Raw genomic sequence first — 13821 nt, 5'->3', positions numbered from 1 at the left:
TGTCGTTCCGTGACCTTCCCGTTGCCTTCCGTTCCCAACCGTCCCAACAGGAACCAGTACTTCGACGGCCGGATCCCACCCCCCCCCGGGGACCACGGCCGGACCACCCGCGCCCACCGCGTCAGGCCGAGCGCCGTCTGACCAGGTGGGTGGGGGTGACCACGGAGGACAGCGGCAGGGCGCCGGGGGCGTCGCGCCGCGGGTCGAGGCTGCGCAGCAGCAGCCGGGCCATCAGCCGGCCCATCTCCTCGATGTCCTGACGGACCGTCGTCAGCGGGGGATCGGTCAACTGCGCGACCTGGACCATGTCGTCGAAGCCGACCAGTGCGACATCGCCCGGCACGCTCCGCCCGCGCTCCCGCAGCACCCGCAGTGCCCCCGAGGCCATCAGGTCGGAGGCGGCGAAGACCCCGTCCAGGTCCGGGCAACGGTCCAGCAGCTCGGCCATCGCGCGCTCGCCGCCGTCGGGGGTGAAGTCGCCCTCGGCGATCAGCGCCGGATCGGCGTCCGGCAGGATGTCGCGGAAACCGTCGAGCCGGTCGACGGACGCGGTCTGGTCGAGCGGCCCGCTGATGTGGGCGATCCGGCGGCGGCCGAGCCCCGTCAGATGGCGTACGGCCGTCCGCGCCCCGCCCCGGTTGTCACAGTCCACGTAGAGCGCGTTGCGGTCCCGGTCGGTCTCCGCCCAGCCGGGCCGCCCACCGAAGACGGTGGGGATGCCCGCCTTGCGGGCGAGCTCGGGCAGCGGGTCGTGCGCGTGCAGCGAGAAGATCAGCGCACCGTCGACATGGCCGCCCGCGAGATAGCGGCCGACCCGGTCGTAGTCGGCGGTGCCCTCGACCAGGAGCAGCACCAGCTGGTTGTCGTGCGCGGTCAGCTCCTTGCTGATGCCGCGCACCTGCTGGGCGAAGAACGGGTCGGAGAAGAACCGGGTCTCGGGTTCCGCGACCACGACGGCCACCGCGTCGTTGCGGCGGGTGACCAGTGTCCTGGCCGCCTGGTTCGGTACGTAACCCAGCTCGTCGACCGCCTGCCGCACCCGGTCGGCCAGCGGCGCGCGCACCCCCGCACCACCGTTGACCACACGTGACGCGGTGGCCCGTGACACCCCGGCCCGTTCGGCGACGGCCTCCAGGGTGGGACGGGACGGGAAGGTCTGCTCGGACACTGCACGCTCCTCTGCGAGCTGGATGCGGACAGGGTATCTCCCTGGTCCAGCCTCGGGAGAGCGCTCTCATAGGTTGCCGCGTATCGCTGATCCCCCGCTGATCTCCGTGTCCGATTTCCGCCAGTGAAGGGCCGCCCGATGCCGCAGACTGGGGAACATGATTGACGAAGAGACCGGATATGCGGCGGTACGCGGCCGCGATGCCCGTTTCGACGGCGTCTTCTTCTTCGCGGTCGCGACGACCGGCATCTACTGCCGTCCCAGCTGCCCGGCGGTGACGCCCAAGCAGCGGAACGTGCGCTACTACCCCACGGCCGCCGCCGCCCAGAGCGGTGGCTTCCGCGCCTGCCGGCGCTGCCGCCCGGACGCGGTGCCCGGCTCGCCGGAGTGGAACGTCCGCGCCGACGTCGTGGGCCGCGCCATGCGGCTGATCGGCGACGGCGTGGTCGACCGCGAGGGCGTGGCGGGCCTGGCCGACCGGCTCGGCTACAGCTCCCGCCAGGTCCACCGCCAGCTCACCGCCGAGGTCGGCGCGGGCCCGGTGGCACTGGCCCGCGCGCAGCGCGCCCTGGCCGCACGGGTCCTGCTCCAGACCACCACCCTGTCCGTCACCGACACGGCGTTCGCGGCCGGTTTCGCCAGCGTCCGCCAGTTCAACGACACCATCCGCGAGATCTACGCCCGGACCCCGAGCGAACTGCGCGCCGCCGCGCGGGCCGGCACCGCCACCGCCGCCACCGGGCGGGCGGCGGAGCCCGGCTCGGCCTCCGGGGTGCCCCTGCGGCTCGCCTACCGGGGCCCTTACGACGCGCAGGGGGTCTTCGACTTCCTGCACACGGAGCTGGTGCCGGGGATCGAGGAGATCACCGGGCCGCCCGGCCGGCGCACCTACCGGCGGACCCTGCGGCTGCCGCACGGCCCCGGCGTGGCCGAGGTGGACGAGCGCCGCCGGGCCGGCTGGCTCGACTGCCGGCTCCGCCTCGCCGACCTGCGGGACCTGACCACCGCCGTCCAACGGGTACGCCGGCTGTTCGACCTGGACGCCGACCCGTACGCCGTCGCGGACTCGCTGAGCGGTGACCCACTGCTCGGGCCGCTGATCGCCGCCCGGCCGGGGCTGCGCTCACCGGGCGCCGCCGACCCCGACGAGCTCGCCGTGCGCGCCGTACTCGCCGACCCGGCCGCCGCAGGCGCGCTCGTCACGGCCTGCGGCGATCCGCTCCCCGCCCCCGACGGCGGCCTCACCCACCTCTTCCCGGAACCCGCCCGCATCGACGACCCCGCCCTGCGCCCGCTGACCGGCGCGCTCGCCGCCGGCACCCTGCGCCTCGACCCGGGCACCGACCGCGACGGGGCGGGCCGCGCGCTGCTGGCCCTGCCGGGCGTCGACGCCCGGACGGCCGGATACATCCGGCTCCGCGCCCTCGGCGACCCCGATGTCGCACTGCCCAACGAACCACCGCTCAGGGACGCGTGGCGCCCGTGGCGGAGCTACGCCCTGCACCACCTCTGGGCCGCGGGCCACCGCGCCCGACCCCGACTGGAGATGGCAACCGCATGACCAGCCCCGTAAGCCCCGTAAGCCCCGCAACGCCCGTGAGCTCCGCGACCCCCGCGGCCGGCCCGGTGACCCTCTACACCACCGTCGACAGCCCCCTCGGGGAGCTGCTCCTCACCGGTGACGGCACCGCCCTCACCTCGCTCTCGGTCCCCGGCCAGCGGGGCGGCGCCACCGTCCTGCCCGGCTGGCGCCGTGAGCCCACCGCGTTCGCCTTGGCCGAGCGCCAGCTCAAGGAGTACTTCGCGGGCGAGCGCCGGACGTTCGAGCTCCCGCTCGCCCCCGCCGGCTCCGACTTCCGGCTCCGGGTGTGGAACGCCCTCGACACCGTTCCGTACGGCGCGACCGTCAGCTACCGCGGGCTCGCCGAAGCCGCCGGATCGCCCGGCGCGGTACGTGCCATCGGCGGCGCGGTCGGCGCCAACCCGCTGCTCGTCGTCCGCCCCTGCCACCGGGTGATCGGCGCGGACGGCAGCCTCACCGGCTACTCCGGCGGACTGGAGCGCAAGCGGACCCTGCTCACGCTAGAGGGCGTCCTCTGACACCGTCCGCCCGTGCATCCCGGGCTCCTCGCCCTCGATGCCCCAGGTGATCACCCGGCGCGGCCGGATCCGGATCACCTCCGGGCTGAGGTAGGCCCCCAGATCGTGCGCCCCGGTCAGCTGCTCCGCGTCCCCCCGGATCTCGATGCCGCGCACCGCCCACGGATGCCGGCTGACGATGTCGTCGACGATCAGCGACACCAGCGGATTCCCCGCGATGTTCCGCCACTTCTTCGTCGTCCCCATCGCATACCCGCCGATGTCGATCGAGCCGTCGTCCCGCACCACGAACCCCACCGCGTTCGCCTGCGGCTGCCCCTTCCCGTCCACCGTCGCCAGCCGGCCCAGCTTCTGCCCGTCCAGATACGCCCGCTCGCCCGCACTGAAAATCGTCATACGGCCAGCCTCACACCGGGGTGACGCCGGGGCATCGGCTCTTGGACCTAGGCCGCTGGGCCCAGGGCACCGGGCGCCGGTCCCGGCTGTCAGCCGAAGACGACGGCGCCGAGCCACGCGCCCGCCACCAGGAGGCAGGCGAAGAGCTCGGCGAGGACGGAGCGGCCGATGGCGCGCATGGCGGTGCGGGTGGCGGTCCAGGCGCCGCCGTGCGACCCGAGCCGGACGCGTTCCACGGCGTAGATGTACGCCACGAAGCCGATGGGCGCGCCGATCACCGGGAGGACGAAGAACCCGACGATGGCGGTGGAACCGGCGGCGAAGACATTGCGCCAGGTGAGTTGGGAATCGCGGATGCGGCGGGCCGGCAGCAGCCACTGGACCACCTGGTTGAGCGCCAGCAGACCGGTGGCGGCGGCGAGGACCCCCCAGGTCAGCGTGGTGTGCAGATTGGTCGCCCACCACAGGACGGCGCCCCAGCACAGCAGCGATCCGGGCACACCGGGGACCAGTACGCCGAGCAGCCCGAGCAGCATCACGACGCCGATCAGGCACAGCTGTGGTGTCCCCATGGACTCACCCTGCCGGATAGTCGCCGCGCCCGCCCCCGGATATCGGCCGGGTGGTCACCCGTGCCGGGCGACCCAGCCGCGTTCGTAGGCGTGCCAGCCCAGCTGGAGCCGGGTGGTGACCCCGGCGATCTCCATGAGGTGCTTCACCCGGCGCTGCACGGTGCGCAGCCCGAGATCGAGCTGCTTGGCGACGCTGGCGTCGGTGAGCCCGGCGAGGAGCAGCGAGAGGATCTGCAGATCGACGAAGTCGGGCGCGTCCAGCGGCACCTCGTCGACGCCGAGGCCGTTCAGCCGCAGCGGCATCGAGGTGCGCCACACCCCCTCGAAGAGCCCCATCAGGGATTCGAGCAGACCGCTGGCGTGCACGACCAGCGCGGCGGGCTGTCCGGTGCGGCGGGTCAGCGGCACCATGGCGAGCGACGCGTCCGCCACCACCAGCTTCGTCGGGACCCTGTCGATCACCCGTACCTGCTCGCTGCGGTTCATCGCGGCGGAGAGCTCGGTGATGCCGTTCGCGCTGGTGAGGATCTCGCGTTCGATCACCACGCGGTAGGCGACACCGCGCTCGGCGGCCTGCTCCTCGGCGCTGTTGTCCATGCCGGTCACGGCGACGGGGGTGCCGGTGACCAGGGCGCAGACCTCCTTCTCCGCGCCGAGCTGCAGTTGCAGGAAGCGCTGGGCGACGGCGTTCGCGCCGGTCACCACTTCCAGCAGGTCGTGGACGGCGGGTTCGGTGGCCTCGGCCCGGAACTCCGAGGCGAGCACGGCCGCCGCGAGTTCCGCCTGTTCGAGTTCATACCGCTGCTGGGTGAGCAGCGCGGCGAGCGCGACGCCCGGTGGCGCGGCGACCCAGCGGCCCGGCCGGGCCGACGACTGGGCCACCAGTCCGTGTCCCTCCAGCCGTCGCAGTGTGCGAGCCGCATCCTCCTCGGACGTGCCGAGGCGCTGCGCGAGGTCGGATATCTCGGCGGCACCGAGACCGATCAACGCGCGGTAAGCGGACTCCTGGACGTCGTCGAGTCCTATGGCACCGAGCACGGCGCCCCCTCCCCAAGGTGGCGGGAATGAGCCACGGCGGTTTCCCGCCGCGGACATCTTCCCTGCTCACCCCCCTGTTCTGCCAGTGTGGCGGCGATGCGGGCATGACTTGGCACGACTTGGGTCGTTTCGCTCGAGCGCCGTCGGCCGACCCCACCGTGGGGGGAGGGCCGGCCGACGGACCCGCGTCAGGTATGCCGTCCACCGTTTCCGAAGGCCTTTCGCGGTGGACAATAAGGGCATGAGCCAGCAGGGGGAGACGCACCCTCGTCAAGAGGACGAGTGGTGGCGCCAGTTGTACGGGAGCCCGGAACCGGGCGATCCACAGGAGTCGGCCGAAACGGTCGACGACCACTACGCCTCGGCCCTGTCCGCCGTGGGCGCCCCGGACGAACCGGCGGTCCGGGACGATCCACCTGTTCGGGACGAACCGCCCGCCGACCGGGTGCCGCCCGCCCGGGATCCGTACGCACAGGGCCCGTACGACCGGAGCCCGTACGACCAGGATGCGCCCGAGCACGACGACCCCGGCCCGCCGGACACCCTCCGGCTCCGCCGGACCGGCCGGACGGCCGCTCAGGCCGCACCGCCGCAGACACCGCCCGCGGCGCCCGCACCGCCATCGCCCACCGTCCCGTCCCAGCAGGCGGCTCCGCAGCCGGCTCCGGCGGACCGGCCGCCGCGCGGCGGGGTGATCCCCACCGCGGGCGAGGCGTGGGGGCCGCGGGAGACACCGCAGCAGGCGTATCAGCAGCCCTACGAGGAACCGCGGCAGGCGTACCAGCCGCCCTACGAGGCACCGGCGCCGACCGCCTTCGGCGAAGGCCCGGTGACGTGGAGCGATCCTGATCCCGGCCCGGCGCCGGACCTGCCGCCCGGATGGGCGGCGGCGGAGCCGGCCGTCGAGGCGGCGCCCCCGTTCGTGGGCGACGGCCCTCCGACGTACGCGGCGGAGCCGACCGCCTGGCCGGTGGCGCACCCGGACGAGCTCGACAGCCTCGTACCCGACACGGTGCTGGACGGGGCGCAGTACGGCGTCCTGACGCTGCGGACCGCCTCCGTACGCGGGGATTCCGCGCGGTACCGGGGCCAGCCCCGGCGGGACGCGCTGCTGACGGCGCGCTTCGGCACCGGCGACGACGGCCTCCTGCTGCTGGCGGTCGCCAGTGGCGCGCGGGCCGCCGATGACGCGCCCCGGGCCGCGCAGGACGCCTGCCGGTGGATCGCCGGCGCGGTCGGCCGGAGCCAGCTGCGGCTGTCCGAGGACATCCGCGCCGCCCGCCGCGGCTCGCTCAAGTCCGGGCTGCACCGGCTCACCGACCGCTGCTACGGGCGGCTGCGCGCCCGGGGCGAGGACCTCGGGTTGGAGGAGGGCCAGTACACGGCCTCGCTGCGCTGCCTGCTGCTGCCGGTGGACCCGTCCTGCCGCATCCGGCTGTTCTTCGGGGTCGGGGACGGCGGGCTGTTCCGGATCCGCGACGGCAGCTGGCAGGACCTGGACCCGGTCGGCAAGGACGCGGAGCCCGGCGAGCGCTTCCGCTTCCGGGCCTCGGTCGCGCACCCCGGCGACGCGCTGCTGCTGTGCAGTGGCGGCCTCGCCGAACCGCTGCGCGGCGAGCCGGCCCTCGCCGCCCGGCTGGCCCACCAGTGGGGCAGCGGCCGCCCGCCGGGCCTCACCGCGTTCCTGGCCGAGGCGCAGACCCGCGTCAAGGGCTACGCCGACGACCGCACCGCCGTCGGCGTCTGGGACGCCTGAACGCGACCGCGCGCGCCTGAGTGGCGGACCCGTCCTCGTCGTGGGGAGATGGAGCGAAGTCCCCGCGACGAGCGATTGGTGCGCCCGATGGCGAAGCAGACCGTGGCCGAGCAGTTCGTCGACGTCCTGGTGCGCGCCGGGGTGGAGCGGATGTACGGCGTCGTCGGCGACAGCCTCAACCCCGTCGTCGACGCGATCCGGCGCAACGCGGCCATCGAATGGGTGCATGTGCGCCACGAGGAGGTGGCGGCCTTCGCCGCGGGCGCGGAGGCCCAGATCTCCGGGAAGCTGACGGCCTGCGCCGGTTCCTGCGGCCCCGGCAACGTCCATCTGCTCAACGGCCTGTTCGACGCGCACCGCTCGATGGCCCCGGTGCTGGCGCTGGCCGCGCAGATCCCCAGCAGCGAGATCGGCACCGGTTACTTCCAGGAGACCCATCCGGACCAGATGTTCAAGGAGTGCAGCCACTACAGCGAGCTGATCTCCAACCCGCAGCAGATGCCCCGGGTGCTGCAGACCGCGATCCAGCACGCGATCGGCCGCGGTGGCGTCTCCGTCATCAGCCTCCCCGGCGACATCGCGGCGCAGCCGGCCCCGCAGCGCAGCATCGAGCACGCCCTCGTCACCCGCCGGCCCTCGGTCCGGCCCGGTGACGCCGAGCTCGACGCGCTCGCCCGGATGGTGGACGCCGCGGACAAGGTGACGCTGTTCTGCGGCAGCGGCACGGCCGGCGCGCACGACGAGGTGATGGCTTTCGCCGAGCGGGTGAAGGCGCCGGTCGGCCATGCCCTGCGCGGCAAGGAGTGGATCCAGTTCGACAACCCGTACGACGTGGGCATGAGCGGACTGCTCGGCTACGGAGCCGCGTACGAGGCGATGCACGAGTGCGACCTGCTGATCCTGCTCGGCACGGACTTCCCGTACAACGCCTTCCTGCCAGACGACGTGAAGATCGTGCAGGTGGACGTCCGCCCGGAGCACCTCGGCCGCCGTTCCAAGCTGGATCTGGCGGTGTGGGGCGATGTGCGCGAGACGCTGAGCTGTCTGACGCCCAAAGTGCGGGTCAAGACGCAGCGCAAGTTCCTCGACCGGATGCTGAAGAAGCACAGCGACGCCCTGGAAGGCGTCGTCAAGGCGTACACCCGCAAGGTCGGGAAGCACGTCCCGATCCACCCCGAGTACGTGGCCTCGGTCCTGGACGAGGAGGCCGCGGACGACGCGGTCTTCACCGTCGACACCGGCATGTGCAACGTCTGGGCCGCCCGCTACCTCACCCCGAACGGCAAGCGCCGGGTGATCGGCTCGTTCACCCACGGCTCGATGGCCAACGCGATGCCGCAGGCGATCGGCGCCCAGTTCCTGGACCGCCGCCGCCAGGTCGTCGCGATGTCCGGCGACGGCGGTTTCTCGATGCTGATGGGTGACTTCCTGACCCTGGTGCAGCACGATCTGCCGGTGAAGATCGTGCTGTTCAACAACTCCTCGCTCGGCATGGTCGAGCTGGAGATGCTGGTGGCGGGTCTGCCGGCGTCCGGAACGGCCAACCACAACCCGGACTTCGCGGCGGTCGCGCGGGCGTGCGGGGCCTACGGGGTCCGGGTGGAGAAGCCGAAGGAGCTGCGGGACGCACTGCGCGGCGCGTTCCGGCACAAGGGGCCGGCACTGGTGGACGTGGTCACCGACCCGAACGCGCTGTCCATCCCGCCGAAGATCACCGGTGAGCAGATCGGCGGCTTCGCGCTGTCGATGAGCAGGACGGTGCTCGACGGCGGGGTCGGCAGGATGCTGCAGATGGCGCGCTCCAACCTGCGCAACGTGCCGCGGCCCTGACCCCGGCCCTTGACCCCGGCCCCTGGCGGTGGTTGCTCAGGAACGCGCGGGCCGGAGCCGCAGCGTCAGGATCTGGAACGGGCGCAGCTCCAGCGCGACGCCGCCGTCCCCGGCCCGCTCCGCGGCCCGCAGTGGACGCTCCAGCAGATCCGTCACCGTCGCGTCGGCGACCGGGAACGCCGTCGAGAGGGTGCCGGCCGCCCGGCCGCCGCGCGACTCGTAGAGCCGCACCACCACATCGCCCGAGCGGTCGTCGGCGAGTTTCACCGCCTCGACGGTGATCGACGGGTGATCGGCGGACACCAGTGACGGCACCGCCGGCGCCCCGGCGATCCGCAGCGGCAGATTCAGCGCCAGCCCCTCGGCCACCGCGTCGCCGGTCCCGGCGCCCGGCAGCAGCGCGTAGGTGAAGCGGTGCGTGCCCTGGTCGGTCTCCGGGTCGGGGCTGTGCGGAGCGCGCAGCAGGGTCAGCCGGACGGTGGTTCCGGTACGTCCCGCGTGCACGGTGCGGGTCACGTCATGGCCGTACGTCGAGTCGTTGAGCACCGCGACGCCGTAGCCGGGCTCGGCGACCCACAGCCAGCGGTGCGCGCAGATCTCGAAACGCGCTGCGTCCCAGCTGGTGTTGGTGTGCGTCGGGCGGAAGACATGGCCGAACTGGATCTCGGACGCGCTGCGGTCGGCGTGCACATCGACCGGGAAGGCCGCCTTGAGCACCTTCTCGGACTCGTGCCAGTCCACCTCGGTGACGAAGTCCAGCCGCGAGCTGCCGGCGCGCAGCCGGAGGTCCTGGCGTACCCGGGACGATCCGAAGGCCCGTACGGTGCGCACCACCGCGAGCAGCGGGCCGGTGGCGGTCGCCGCGACCGACTCGGCGGCCGTCAGATCGGTGCGCCGCCGGCGGTAGTGCCGGTCGATGTCCCAGGCGTCCCACTTGTTGGGGTGGTCGGGATGCAGCTGCAGCAGGTTGCCGCGGGTGCCGGGCGCCAGCACCTCGCGTCCGCCGGCCCGCAGATCGACGACGGAGGCCAGCAGCCCGTCCGCGTCGACGACGACCCGCAGCAGGCCGTTGTCGAGGACGTGCGTGCCACCGCTGACGGTGACCGTGACCGGGGTGTGCCCGGGGTCGGTACCGGCCAGCGGCGCGGAGCCGAGCGCGGGCACCCGGACGGCGACCGCCGCCCGGCCGTCCGCCAGCCGCTGGGCGCCGATGCCGTCCGGCAGCCCGGCGGCGTCGGCCTCGACCACCTCGTCCCGGCCGTACGGTGCGGTGTTGAGGACGGCGGCGGCGCCACCGCCCAGCGACCGGACGGCGGCGGTGGTGATCCCCGTCAGCTCCTCGCGCACCCGCTCGTAGGTGTCGCGGGCCTCGCGGTGCACCCAGGCGATCGAGCTGCCCGGCAGGATGTCGTGGAACTGGTGCAGCAGCACCGTCTTCCAGATCCGGTCCAGATCGTCGTACGGATAGCCGTACGACGGGTCGCGCAGCGCCGCGGTGGTGGCCCAGAGCTCGGCCTCCCGCAGCAGGTGTTCACTGCGCCGGTTGCCCTGCTTGGTCTTCGCCTGGGTGGTGTACGTGGCCCGGTGCAGCTCCAGGTACATCTCGCCGGACCAGACCGGCGCCTCGCGGGCGTACTCGCGTTCCGCCGCCGCGAAGAAGGCGGCCGGTTTCTCGATGTCGACCCGCGGTGAGCCCTCCAGCGACCGCAGCCTGCGGGCCTTCTCCATCATCTCCCGGGTCGGGCCGCCGCCGCCGTCACCCCAGCCGAACGGCACCAGGGAACGGGTGGCGCGGCCCTTCTCGGCGAAGTTCCGTACCGCGCGGGCGAGTTCGTGGCCTGCGAAGTGCGAGTTGTAGGTGTCGACGGGTGGGAAGTGGGTGAACACCCGCGTTCCGTCGATGCCTTCCCACCAGAACGTGTGGTGCGGCATCTTGTTGGACTGGTTCCACGACAGCTTCTGGGTGAGGAACCAGCGGACCCCGGCCAGCTCCGCCAGCTGCGGGAAGGCGGCGGTGTAGCCGAACGAGTCCGGCAGCCAGACCTCCTCGGTCTCCACCCCCAGCTCGTCGAGGAAGAACCGCTTGCCGTGCACGAGCTGGCGGGCCAGCGCCTCGCCGCCGGGCATGTTGGCGTCCGACTCGACCCACATCGACCCGACGGGCGCCCAGGACCCGTCGCGCACGGCCCGCTGGATGCGCTGCCAGATGTGCGGCTGGTACTCCTTGACCCAGGCGTACTGCTGGGCCTGCGAGCAGGCGAAGACCAGCTCGGGGTACTCCTGGGCGAGCGCGGTGACGTTGGCGAACGTCCGGGACGCCTTGCGGACGGTCTCGCGCAGCGGCCACAGCCAGGCCGAGTCGATATGGGCGTGCCCGGCGGCGGAGATCCGGTGGGCGCTGGCGTGCGCGGGCCGGGACAGCGCCTCGACCAGTTCGGCACGGGCGGCGGGCGCGGTGCCGCGCACATCGTGCAGGTCCAGGGCGTCCAGCATGTTCTCCAGCGCCCGCAGGATCTCGTGCCGGCGCGGTTCGTGCGGGGCCAGCTCGCCCATCAGCTCGGAGAGCACCTCGATGTCCAGCAGCAGATGCCAGACCTGCTCGTCGAGGACCGCCAGGTCGGCGGAGGCGAAACGGTACAGCGGCCGGTCCCCGGCGGTCAGCACGTCGCCGAGCAGGGTGGGGGCGAAGCCGTGCAGCACGGCCGGGTTGGCGGCCGCCTCCAGCAGCAGGTGCACCGGCTCGCCGCCCAGCGCCGAAGCGGTCACCGGGACATGGCGGTTCATCGGATGGATGCCCTTCACCGGCACCCCCGCCGCGTCGTGGACCAGTCCCTCGGCCTGGAACCCCGGTCCCTCGCCGGTGAACCCGGGGTCGATGACCACCTCGACGCGCTGCCCGACCCAGTTCTGCGGCACGGCGCCCTCCAGCCGGAACCAGCTGGTCGACCACGGAGTGCCCCATTCGGTGCCGGGCGCGAAGGGTTCGAAGACCCCCTGCAGCGCCTGTTCCACCGGGACAGGTTCACCCGCCACCTGCCACACGGACAGGGTCAGCGGCACCCGGGCGGCGTACTGGGCGGGCCTGATGAACTGGGTGACCGCCCGGTCCAGACGTCCTTCGACCAACTGCCGGTCGTCGTGCATCGCGGCTCCTGAGGGGGTTCGGGGGTCACCCCCCGGCGGAATCGGCTCATGCGAGGGGTTACCCGTTCCCCCCGCGTCCGCAACAAGGGTCCGTCCGGCCGGTGGTGGGCAGCACTGCCGTGCCCCCGGCGGAACCCGGGCCCATGACTGGATGGCCCTGCGGTGGGCATGCATCCCGACAGGATGTTCGACGGGGATGAGGGCGGCGGCCGGAGCGGAGCGATGGAGCGTCAGCCGAAGGAAGAATGCGGCCACGGACCACGAGGCACCGTCGAGGTGCGGGAACTGCGGCACGCCCTGCGCCACGCGGATCTCTCGGCGATAGCCGAGGCGCGCAGGCTGCTGCGCGAGCAGCTGCGGCACTGGGGTGTGCCGGGACTGGTCGACATCGCCGAACTGCTGGCCAGCGAACTGGTCACCAACGCGCTCCAGCACACGGACGAGGGAGCGGTGCTCACCGCGACGCTCTCCGGCGGGCCGGTGCACCGGCTGCGCGTCGAGGTGCACGACCACGCGGCCAGGCGCCCCCGGCTGCACACACCGGGCGAGAACGCCACGTCGGGCCGCGGGCTGCTGCTCGTGCAGGCGCTCGCCGATTCCTGGGGTGTGCGCTCACTGGGCACCGGGAAGATCGTCTGGTTCGAGCTGGCCGTCGACACCGCCTGAGATGACGATGTGTCGCCCGAGGATCAGCCGAACTGCCGTTCCAGGTCCTGGAGTTTGCGCTCCAGCGAATCCAGCCGGGGGATCGTCAGCGTGTCGTCCTCGGCCGTGAGGTCGACGGTGAGCGGCGCTTCCGCCGGCACCGGTGACGCCGCCGGCAGTTCGGACCGCTCCGAGCGCTCCGGCTGGAAGGGGGGACGCGGGCGCACCGGCAGTTCGGCCGTCCCGGCGGTTATGACGGGCTCCGTGGTGCCGCCCTGACCTCCGCCGCCCGCGCCTCCGCCGGGCAGTTCCGGGCGACGGTCGCCCCGGTCCCGGCTCCAGCCGCGGTGCTGGCGGTTGAGCGCCCTGACCCGGGCCCGCTCCAGCCGGTCGTGGTCGCGGCGGCGGACGTCGTTCACTGCCTTCTGCTTGCGGTCCTCGCGGACCTCCTCCACCGCCTCGTCGAGCGAGCGCACGTTCTCCAGCAGCATCAGCGACCAGGCGCCGTAGGTCTCCAGCGGGGCGCGCATCCAGCGGACCATCCGGATCTGCGGCAGCGGACGCGGCACCAGGCCCTGTTCGCGCAGCGCGGCCCGGCGGGTCTGCTTGAGCGCCCGGTCGAACAGCACCGCCGCCGACAGGGACATCCCGGCGAAGAACTGCGGAGCGCCGGCGTGCTCGATACCGCGTGGCGCGTGCACCCAGTTGAACCAGGCCGCGGCGCCCGCGAACATCCACACCAGCATCCGGGAGCCGAGCGCCGCGTCGCCGTGGCTTGCCTCGCGCACCGCGAGCACCGAGCAGAACATCGCCGCGCCGTCGAGGCCGAACGGGACCAGGTACTCCCAGCCGCCGTCGAGGTTCAGGTTCTGCCGGCCGAAGCCGACCAGTCCGTGGAAGGAGAGCGCCGCGGCGACCGCCGCACAGCAGAAGAGCAGGACGTACGACGCGCTTCCGTAGACCGCTTCCTTGCGGCGCCGGCGTTCCTCGCTGCGCTCCCATGAATCGCTGCCGGGTACGTTCTCGTCGCCGCCGCGCGCACGGCGGTTGCGGAGCGCGACCGCCGAGGCCGCGAGGACCGCCAGGCCCACGGCCCCCGAGAGCGTCCAGTCCAGCGATATGTCGGTAAGTCTCATGTGCGATTCCTAGCGTCGCTTCCGTCGCGCTCGGGC

The 13821-nt window shown here is 73.1% G+C and carries 11 protein-coding genes; 5 read left to right on the top strand and 6 right to left on the bottom strand.

Annotation, left to right across the window (positions count from 1 at the left end; all coding sequences use genetic code 11):
- Positions 1-121: 121 nt before the first annotated feature.
- A complete protein-coding gene (locus tag G3I60_RS25000; protein WP_138354343.1) occupies positions 122-1168 on the bottom strand; it encodes a LacI family DNA-binding transcriptional regulator in 1047 nt (348 codons plus the stop codon).
- 157 nt (positions 1169-1325) lie between these two features.
- On the opposite strand from G3I60_RS25000, the gene G3I60_RS24995 reads away from it, so the two are divergent.
- Both G3I60_RS24995 and G3I60_RS24990 read left to right on the top strand, forming a co-directional pair.
- Positions 1326-2729 (top strand): bifunctional transcriptional activator/DNA repair enzyme AdaA, encoded by a 1404-nt coding sequence (locus G3I60_RS24995; protein WP_164295224.1) that lies wholly within the window; start codon positions 1326-1328, stop codon positions 2727-2729.
- A gap of 35 nt (positions 2730-2764) precedes the next feature.
- Positions 2765-3268, top strand: coding sequence for a methylated-DNA--[protein]-cysteine S-methyltransferase (locus G3I60_RS24990; protein ID WP_343241965.1), 504 nt, complete (start codon positions 2765-2767; stop codon positions 3266-3268).
- On the opposite strand, the gene G3I60_RS24985 is transcribed toward G3I60_RS24990, so the two are convergent.
- The 3 genes from G3I60_RS24985 to G3I60_RS24975 all read right to left on the bottom strand — a co-directional run bounded on the left by G3I60_RS24985 (position 3251) and on the right by G3I60_RS24975 (position 5274).
- Entirely contained in the window at positions 3251-3664 is a 414-nt protein-coding gene (locus G3I60_RS24985) for a PPOX class F420-dependent oxidoreductase (protein WP_138358038.1), read from the bottom strand. The genes G3I60_RS24990 and G3I60_RS24985 overlap by 18 nt on opposite strands.
- An 89-nt stretch (positions 3665-3753) precedes the next feature.
- Positions 3754-4236 (bottom strand): DUF456 domain-containing protein, encoded by a 483-nt coding sequence (locus G3I60_RS24980; RefSeq protein ID WP_138358040.1) that lies wholly within the window; start codon positions 4234-4236, stop codon positions 3754-3756.
- 54 nt (positions 4237-4290) lie between these two features.
- Positions 4291-5274: a LuxR family transcriptional regulator gene (locus G3I60_RS24975; protein ID WP_138358042.1), complete on the bottom strand. Its 984-nt coding sequence runs from the start codon at positions 5272-5274 to the stop codon at positions 4291-4293.
- 241 nt (positions 5275-5515) lie between these two features.
- Here G3I60_RS24975 and G3I60_RS24970 point away from each other — a divergent pair, with 241 nt between their 5' ends.
- Positions 5516-7030, top strand: a complete 1515-nt coding sequence (locus G3I60_RS24970; RefSeq protein WP_164295222.1) for a protein phosphatase 2C domain-containing protein — start codon at positions 5516-5518, stop codon at positions 7028-7030.
- An 87-nt stretch (positions 7031-7117) separates the two neighbouring features.
- The gene (locus G3I60_RS24965; RefSeq protein WP_164295221.1) at positions 7118-8860 is read left to right on the top strand and encodes a pyruvate dehydrogenase; all 1743 of its coding nucleotides are present in this window, start codon (positions 7118-7120) and stop codon (positions 8858-8860) included.
- A 36-nt stretch (positions 8861-8896) separates the two neighbouring features.
- Here the strand turns inward: G3I60_RS24965 and G3I60_RS24960 are convergent, their stop codons facing one another.
- Positions 8897-12004, bottom strand: a complete 3108-nt coding sequence (locus G3I60_RS24960; protein WP_164295220.1) for a glycoside hydrolase family 38 C-terminal domain-containing protein — start codon at positions 12002-12004, stop codon at positions 8897-8899.
- 222 nt (positions 12005-12226) lie between these two features.
- Here G3I60_RS24960 and G3I60_RS24955 point away from each other — a divergent pair, with 222 nt between their 5' ends.
- Entirely contained in the window at positions 12227-12670 is a 444-nt protein-coding gene (locus G3I60_RS24955; RefSeq protein ID WP_138358050.1) for an ATP-binding protein, read from the top strand.
- 23 nt (positions 12671-12693) lie between these two features.
- Here the strand turns inward: G3I60_RS24955 and G3I60_RS24950 are convergent, their stop codons facing one another.
- Positions 12694-13785 (bottom strand): DUF2637 domain-containing protein, encoded by a 1092-nt coding sequence (locus G3I60_RS24950; RefSeq protein WP_164295219.1) that lies wholly within the window; start codon positions 13783-13785, stop codon positions 12694-12696.
- Between the last annotated feature and the right edge of the window lie 36 nt (positions 13786-13821).

The organism is Streptomyces sp. SID13666 (genome assembly GCF_010548325.1).
GTDB lineage: Bacteria > Actinomycetota > Actinomycetes > Streptomycetales > Streptomycetaceae > Actinacidiphila > Actinacidiphila fildesensis.
The sequence above is the reverse complement of the archived record's forward strand: the minus strand, read 5'-3'. Positions and strand labels throughout refer to the sequence as shown.

Excerpts from the sequence above, each read along its gene's own strand:
- G3I60_RS24950 (WP_164295219.1), bottom strand. The coding sequence starts at position 13,785 with ATGAGACTTACCGACATATCGCTGGACTGGACGCTCTCGGGGGCCGTG.
- G3I60_RS24970 (WP_164295222.1), top strand. The coding sequence starts at position 5,516 with ATGAGCCAGCAGGGGGAGACGCACCCTCGTCAAGAGGACGAGTGGTGG.
- G3I60_RS24995 (WP_164295224.1), top strand. The coding sequence starts at position 1,326 with ATGATTGACGAAGAGACCGGATATGCGGCGGTACGCGGCCGCGATGCC.
- G3I60_RS24985 (WP_138358038.1), bottom strand. The coding sequence starts at position 3,664 with ATGACGATTTTCAGTGCGGGCGAGCGGGCGTATCTGGACGGGCAGAAG.
- G3I60_RS24960 (WP_164295220.1), bottom strand. The coding sequence starts at position 12,004 with ATGCACGACGACCGGCAGTTGGTCGAAGGACGTCTGGACCGGGCGGTC.
- G3I60_RS24980 (WP_138358040.1), bottom strand. The coding sequence starts at position 4,236 with ATGGGGACACCACAGCTGTGCCTGATCGGCGTCGTGATGCTGCTCGGG.
- G3I60_RS24955 (WP_138358050.1), top strand. The coding sequence starts at position 12,227 with ATGGAGCGTCAGCCGAAGGAAGAATGCGGCCACGGACCACGAGGCACC.
- G3I60_RS24965 (WP_164295221.1), top strand. The coding sequence starts at position 7,118 with ATGGCGAAGCAGACCGTGGCCGAGCAGTTCGTCGACGTCCTGGTGCGC.